Source organism: Agromyces sp. NPDC055520, from assembly GCF_053619715.1.
Window position 1 is genome coordinate 1 of the sequence record NZ_JBSHJY010000076.1, and the last position, 6,827, is coordinate 6,827.

Consider the following 6,827-nt stretch of genomic DNA (forward strand, 5'->3'; position numbering starts at 1 on the left):
ACCCGGGCCTACGGCCCGGGTGCCCCGCGGCTCAGGCCTCGGCGATGCGCTGCAGCACCTGGGCGAAGCTCCGCAGCTCCGACTCGGGGTGCCCGCGCAGGGCGTCGCGCAGACGCTCGTGGTTGGCCTCGCGCACCTCGCGCATGCGCTCCTCGGCCATCGGGGTCGCGACGAGCACGCGCACGCGCCCGTCGCGCTCATCGGCCCGGGTCTCGACGAGACCGAACTCCTCGAGCATGCGCACCTGGCGGCTGACCACCGATTTGTCCATCTCGAACAGGTCGGCGAGCACGTGGGCGTTGGCCGAACCGTGCCGCACGATGGCCGCGAGCAGCTTGTAGGCGGCCGGCTGCAGGTCGGGGTGCACCTGCTGCGCCGCCTCCTTCCAGACGGTGCGAGCCCGGCTGAAGAGCACGCTCAACTGTTCCTCGACTTCGGCGATCGCCGCATCGAGGGTTTCGGATGCCTCGGTCACGATGGTCATGTTATCGGTCGGCCTTGCCCGTGGCGGTCGTGGTCGGACGTGCGGCCGCGGCATCCGCTTCGACGAGTTGAATGGAGGACGTGACCGGCGCACCGATCTCGGCCTCGGCAAGGTCGATGGCGACCTGCTCGAATTCCTCTCGCAACTGCTCGGCCGAGGTCTTGGTCGAGAGCGCCTTGTTGGGCAGGAACGCGATCGCGATGACGCTCAGCACCGCGAGCGGCACAGCCAGCCAGAAGACGTCGGCGATGCCGTTGCCGTAGGCGTTCTCGATGATGACGCGGATGCCGCCGGGCAGCTCGGACACATGGGGGATGCCGCCGCCCGCGAGCCCCTTCAGCGCGTCGACATCTTCGGCCGAAGTGGGCGTGAAGCTCTTCAGGCCCGAGGCGATGTGCGTCGTGACCTGCGTGGCGAGCAGCGAGCCCATGATGGTGACGCCGATGGTGCCCGCGATCGTGCGGAAGAAGTTCACGTTCGAGCTCGCGGCACCGAGCTGCGAGGCCGGGGTGTCGTTCTGCACGATGAGCGTGAGGTTCTGCATGACCATGCCGAGGCCGGCGCCGAGCACGACCATGTAGACGCTCACCCAGAGGTAGTCGGTGTCGTAGTCGAGGGTCGTCATGAGGCAGCTGCCGACGACGACGAGCAGCGACCCGAGCACCATGAAGCGCTTCCACTTGCCGAACTTGCTGATGAGTGCGCCGATGAGGATGGAGGCGCCCATCTGGCCGACGATCATGGGGATCGTCATGAGGCCGGACTCGGTCGGGGTCGCGCCGCGCGCGAGCTGGAAGTACTGCGCGAGGAAGACACTGGTCGCGAACATCGCGACGCCGATCGAGATCGAGGCGATGACCGAGAGCGTGAACGTGCGGTTCCTGAAGAGGGTCATCGGCACGATCGGCTCGGCGACGAAGAACTCGGTGATGACGAAACCGATGATTGCGGCAGCCGAGACGCCGATCATGACGTAGCTGGTCATCGAGTCCCACTCGAACTCGCTCCCGCCGAGGGAGACCCAGATGAGCAGCAGCGAGACGCCGACCGTGAGCAGTGAGATGCCGAGGTAGTCGATCTTCACCGCGCGCTTCGGCATGGGGGGCAGGTGCAGCGTGCGCTGGATGACGATGAGCGCGATGATCGCGAGCGGGATCGGCAGGAAGAAGTTGGCGCGCCAGCCCCAGGCGTCGGTCACGACGCCGCCGAGCAGCGGGCCGCCGATGGTCGCGACGGCCATGATGCCGCCGACGAAGCCCATGTACTTGCCGCGTTCGCGCGGCGAGATGATGACGGCGATGAGGATCATGACGAGCGACATGAGGCCGCCCGCGCCGAGGCCCTGGATCACGCGCACGGCGATGAGGGTCGTGGTGTCTTGAGCGAAGCCCGCGATCGCGGTACCGACCACGAACAGGCCGATCGCCGTCATGAGCAGCGCCTTGCGGTTCACGAGGTCGGCGAGCTTGCCCCAGATCGGGGTCGAGACGGCCATGGCGAGCAGGCTCGCGGTGATGACCCAGGTGTAGGCCGTCTGGTCGCCGCCGAGGTCGGCGATGATGAGCGGCATCGAGGTCGAGACGACCGTGCCAGAGATCACGGCGACGAACATCGACACGACGAGGCCCGAGATGGCGATGATCACTTCGCGAGGGGTGCGCTGCGCGGGCGCGGCGGGTGCATCGGGCCCGGCGGGTGTGCCGGGCCCGGTCGGCACGGTGCCGGTTGTGGGCTGGTCTGCCACAGAAGTCACGTGTTTCCTTACGTCTAACAAGTTGATATTCAACAACTATATATAAGTGGTTGCACTTGGTCAACTTTGGACGTAGGTCAACTATTCCCGCCTGGCCCGCTCGAGTTCCTCGCGCTCACTCGATGACGGCCGTCGCCTCCAGCTCGACGAGCGCGTCGGGGCGGCCGAGCGATGCCACGATCAGCACGGTGAGCGCGGTCGGCTGCGGGCCCCAGACCCGCGCCGAGGCGGCATAGCCCTCGTCGACCGATTGCCCCGCGGCCAGGTAGACCGCGAGCCGCACGACGTTGCGCTGGTCGGCGCCTACCTCGGCGAGCACGGCCAGCACGTTTCTGATCGCCTGCTCGGTCTGCGGGCCGAGGCCGCCCGGCACGATCGCCCCCGACGGGTCGGTGCCGTTCTGGCCGCCCACGTGCAGCGTGCGGTGCGCGCCCGTCACGAGGACGCCCTGGCTGAACGCGGGGTTGGAGTGCAGTGTCTCTGGGTTCAGGTGTGTGATCTCCATGTCGTGAGTCTGCTCCCGTCCGCCGACATCGGCGAGGGCCGGCGCGTCCCGGCGCTCCGGGCCCGCCCCCGCGATTTGGCGGGAGCCGCGACATCCGTTAGCCTGTACGGAGCCGAAGACCGCTGGTTGTCGTGCGTGCGCTGCGAAAGCAGGGCGAGCGCGACCGAAGTCTTGCGAAAGCAAGGGCCCGCGCAGGTGTGACGAAGACTTTCCGGGTTTCCGGTCGAGCTCCGCGCAACTGCGCCGGAGCTTTTTTCTTTTGTTCGACGCTCAGATTTCCAGCGCTCCAGGCCGTGCACCGCCTCCGCGATGCACGTTGAGTACACAAGGAGTGGCCATGGCGAACAAGGAAGCCTCGGTTGCCGAACTCACGAACCTGTTCGAGAGTTCTGCCGCCGTTCTGCTGACCGAATACCGCGGCCTGACGGTTGCCCAGCTCAAGCAGCTGCGCAGCGACATCCGTCAGGACGCGAACTACGCCGTGGTGAAGAACACGCTGACCAAGATCGCCGCGAACAACGCGGGGATCACGACGCTGGACGCCGACCTCGTCGGCCCGTCCGCCGTCGCCTTCGTGCACGGCGACTTCGTCGCCACCGCAAAGGCCGTGCGTGACTTCGCCAAGGCAAACCCGCACCTGGTGATCAAGGGCGGCATCTTCGAGGGCAAGGCCCTCAGTGCCGACGAGGTCAACAAGTACGCCTCGCTCGAGAGCCGTGAGGTTCTGCTGGCGAAGGCAGCGGGAATGATGAAGGCGACGATGGGCAAGGCTGCCGCCACCATCGACGCGCTTCGCGAAAAGCTGGAGACCGCCGAGGCCGCGTAAGCGCCCGACGATCTCGTTCTACACACCCCAAATATCTAGGAGATACATCATGGCGAAGCTCACCACTGAAGAGCTGCTCGAGCAGTTTGCCGGTCTGACGCTTGTCGAGCTCAGCGAGTTCGTGAAGGCGTTCGAAGAGAAGTTCGAGGTCACCGCGGCCGCTCCCGTCGCCGCTGCCGGTGGCGCTGGCGCTGCTGTTGAAGAGGTTGAGGAGAAGGACTCCTTCGACGTCATCCTCGAGGCTGCCGGCGACAAGAAGATCCAGGTCATCAAGACCGTTCGCGAGCTCACCTCGCTCGGTCTCGGCGAGGCCAAGGCCGTCGTCGACGGTGCTCCCAAGGCCGTGCTCGAGGGCGCGAACAAGGAAGCGGCCGAGAAGGCCAAGGCTGCCCTCGAGGAAGCCGGCGCGACCGTCACCCTCAAGTAATCCGGCGCGCCCGATCCGGGCGCACTCGGGTTCGAGGTGACCTGCGTCACCAGAACGAAGCGGATGCCCCGTGGCTCATGAGCCACGGGGCATCCGTCGTATTCCGTCAGCGGTCGAAGCGAGCGCCGGCGGGGTCGGAGTCCAGCACGAGGAGCACCAGCAGGATGATGCTGCCGACGAACGGCACGAGGCCGATGAAGTACCAGCCGCCCGAGCGGTTCGTGTCGTGCAGGCGGCGCCACACGAGGGCGAGCCACGGCACGATCGTGGCGAGGCTCCAGAGCGAATAGGGGATCACGGCGATCGCGAAGCCCGGCCCGGGAGTCGTGGCGCCGGTCTCGGAGACCGTGGCGCCGCTGAAGCCGGCCGCGGCCATGATCGCGTAGAGCACGCCGGCGATGATCGTGTTGCAGAGGAACCACCACCAGAACTCGCTGCGGCTCGCGCGACCCGAGAACGTGGCGTACTTCTTGAAGAATCGACTGGCGGCCTGGCCGAGCGATGCTCCGTAGAGGGGCAGGGAGAGGGGTACGGCTGCGGTACTGGTGGTCATGCGATTCCTTCGGTCGAACGGGGTCCCGTTTGGTGGCGTGCAGGGCGGGACGCAGCGAGGCGCCGCTGCGCCATGACAGCATGGCGGTGATCGCCTCGGGTGGCGGGGTGGCGGCGCGGCGCGGCGCGAACGGGCGATCGCTCCGCCTTCGACCGGGCTCGCCCGCGAGAGTTGCATAGCCCAGCTATGTAAACTCGAGTCATGACGCAACCCGACCTCCGCACCGTGCTCGGCGACCTCGTCTCGGTGAACCACCGGCTGACCAGACTCGCCGCGACCGTCACCGGCAACACCGAGTCGCCGGCGGTCTGGCGCACGATCAGCGTGCTGCGCGACCTCGGGCCGATGCGGCTCGGCGATCTCGCTCGGGTCAGCCGCGTCACCCAGCCGACCATGACGAAGCTCGTGCACGCGCTCGGCGAACGGGGCTGGGTGGCGAGCGTCGCCGACCCGAGCGACGCCCGCGCCATGCTCGTCTCGGCCGACCCGCGCGGTCTCGCCGCACTCGAGGCGTGGCGCGGCGAACTCGCGAACTCGCTGGCCCCGACCTTCGACGACCTCGACGCCGGCGAACTCGACACGCTCGCCGCGGCCGTCGAGATCGTGCGCACTCGCCTCGAACGGGCACGCGCCGCGTTGCTCGAGGCGCCGCGACCGTAGGGCGCTCGGCCGCGGCATCGCCGTCGGCCCGCCGCTGGGAGGACGGCTCGGCCACCTCAGCCGGCGCGGACCGTTCTTCGGCACCGCGACGCCGCTCCGCTGAACACGATTGCATAACTTCACGATGTTGCCGCCCGGAACGGTTGAACTGTCGGCAGGGGCGGCGTAGGTTCCAGATGGATCGATCCTTCGGGCCGGAGAGCATCGCCCGAGCGGGTCGCACGTATATACGTAACGCACGAGGAGGAATGAAATGACTCATTTCCGGCACCGTGGATTGATCGCCCCTGTGGCGATCGCCGGTTCGCTGGCCCTGGTTCTGGCGGGGTGCACGTCCGGCGGCACCAGCCCGTCATCCGGGGCAGGCGACCTCAGCGGGGTGACCCTCAACGTGGCGGCCGACTGGTCGGGCGCAGAGCAGACGAACTTCGAGAGCGTCTTGAAGAAGTTCACCGACGACACCGGCGCGAAGGTCAACTACACGAGCTACGGGTCCGACGTGGCCACCACGCTGAACACCAAGGTCGAGGGCGGTGACCCGCCGGATGTCGCGGTGATCCCGCAGCCCGGCCTCCTCGACTCCCTGGCGGCGGACGGCAGCCTCATCCCGCTCTCCGACGAGGTGAAGACCGCTGTCGAGGCCAACTACTCGAAGGACTGGGTGGACCTGGGCTCCTCCGACGGCAAGCTCTACGGCGTGTGGTTCAAGGGCGCCAACAAGTCGACCGTCTGGTACAACACCGACGTGTACGACACCGCGGGCGCCACAGTGCCCGAAACCTGGGACGACTTCACGAAGCAGCTGAAGGTCGTCTCCGACTCGGGCGTCTACGGACTCTCGATCGGCGCCGACGCCGGCTGGCCGCTCACCGACTGGTTCGAGAACGTCTACCTGCGCACCGCGGGCGGCGAGAAGTACGACCAGCTCTCCAACCATGAGATCCCGTGGACCGACGAGTCCGTGACCACGGCGCTCACCACGCTCGGCGACCTGTGGGGCGACTCGACCCTCATCCAGCCGGGCACCGCGCAGCGCACGTTCGGCGATTCCGTCATCGCGGTGTTCGGGGACCCGCCCGCAGCGGGAACCGTCTACGAGGGCGACTTCGTCGCCGGCAACATCACGAGCGACACCACGTCGGTCGTCGGTGAGACGGCGAAGTTCTACGACTTCCCCTCGATCGACGGATCCGACCCCGCGGTGGTCGGCGGCGGCAACGTCGCGGTGCAGCTGAAGGACAACAAGGGCGCCAGCGCGCTCATGGCGTACCTGGCATCGCCCGAGGCCGCGACCATCTGGGTGGAAGAGGGCGGGTTCACCTCGCCGAACAACAAGGTCGACCTCAGCGCGTACCCCGATGAGACCAGCAAGCAGATCGCAGAGGCGCTCGTCAACGCGAAGACCTTCCGGTTCGACATGTCCGACCTCGCGCCGAGTGCGTTCGGCGGCACGAAGGGTGCCGGGGAGTGGCAGATCCTGATCGACTTCTTCGAGAACCCGACCGATGTGGCCGGAACCCAGCAGAAACTGGAAGAAGCTGCGGCGTCGGCGTGGGGATGACCGATCTCGTAGCGGACTGAACCGATGACGACGTCGACGGTCGACGCTGCGGTCGCCG

General features: G+C 67.4%; 8 protein-coding genes. 4 read left to right on the forward strand and 4 right to left on the reverse strand.

Annotation, left to right across the window (positions count from 1 at the left end):
• Positions 1-31: 31 nt before the first annotated feature.
• From ACWGST_RS16710 to ACWGST_RS16720, 3 genes are all read right to left on the reverse strand, one after another.
• Complete coding sequence (locus ACWGST_RS16710) at positions 32-484, reverse strand: MarR family winged helix-turn-helix transcriptional regulator (RefSeq protein WP_452047794.1); 453 nt, start codon at positions 482-484, stop codon at positions 32-34.
• A 1-nt stretch (position 485) separates the two neighbouring features.
• On the reverse strand, positions 486-2,228 hold the full coding sequence (locus ACWGST_RS16715) for an MDR family MFS transporter (protein ID WP_452047801.1): 1,743 nt from the start codon (positions 2,226-2,228) through the stop codon (positions 486-488).
• A 124-nt stretch (positions 2,229-2,352) separates the two neighbouring features.
• Positions 2,353-2,742 (reverse strand): RidA family protein, encoded by a 390-nt coding sequence (locus tag ACWGST_RS16720; RefSeq protein WP_452047795.1) that lies wholly within the window; start codon positions 2,740-2,742, stop codon positions 2,353-2,355.
• Positions 2,743-3,079: 337 nt separating this feature from the next.
• On the opposite strand from ACWGST_RS16720, the gene rplJ reads away from it, so the two are divergent.
• On the forward strand, positions 3,080-3,568 hold the full coding sequence (gene rplJ / locus ACWGST_RS16725; protein WP_452047796.1) for a 50S ribosomal protein L10: 489 nt from the start codon (positions 3,080-3,082) through the stop codon (positions 3,566-3,568).
• Positions 3,569-3,617: 49 nt separating this feature from the next.
• The gene (gene rplL, locus ACWGST_RS16730; RefSeq protein ID WP_452047797.1) at positions 3,618-3,995 is read left to right on the forward strand and encodes a 50S ribosomal protein L7/L12; all 378 of its coding nucleotides are present in this window, start codon (positions 3,618-3,620) and stop codon (positions 3,993-3,995) included.
• 106 nt (positions 3,996-4,101) lie between these two features.
• On the opposite strand, the gene ACWGST_RS16735 is transcribed toward rplL, so the two are convergent.
• Positions 4,102-4,548 (reverse strand): DUF805 domain-containing protein, encoded by a 447-nt coding sequence (locus tag ACWGST_RS16735; protein WP_452047798.1) that lies wholly within the window; start codon positions 4,546-4,548, stop codon positions 4,102-4,104.
• Between the two features lie 201 nt (positions 4,549-4,749).
• On the opposite strand from ACWGST_RS16735, the gene ACWGST_RS16740 reads away from it, so the two are divergent.
• A complete protein-coding gene (locus tag ACWGST_RS16740; protein WP_452047799.1) occupies positions 4,750-5,208 on the forward strand; it encodes a MarR family winged helix-turn-helix transcriptional regulator in 459 nt (152 codons plus the stop codon).
• 253 nt (positions 5,209-5,461) lie between these two features.
• Positions 5,462-6,769 carry an ABC transporter substrate-binding protein gene (locus tag ACWGST_RS16745; RefSeq protein ID WP_452047800.1) on the forward strand — a complete coding sequence of 436 codons (1,308 nt, stop codon included), beginning with the start codon at positions 5,462-5,464 and terminating at the stop codon, positions 6,767-6,769.
• Positions 6,770-6,827 lie beyond the last annotated feature (58 nt).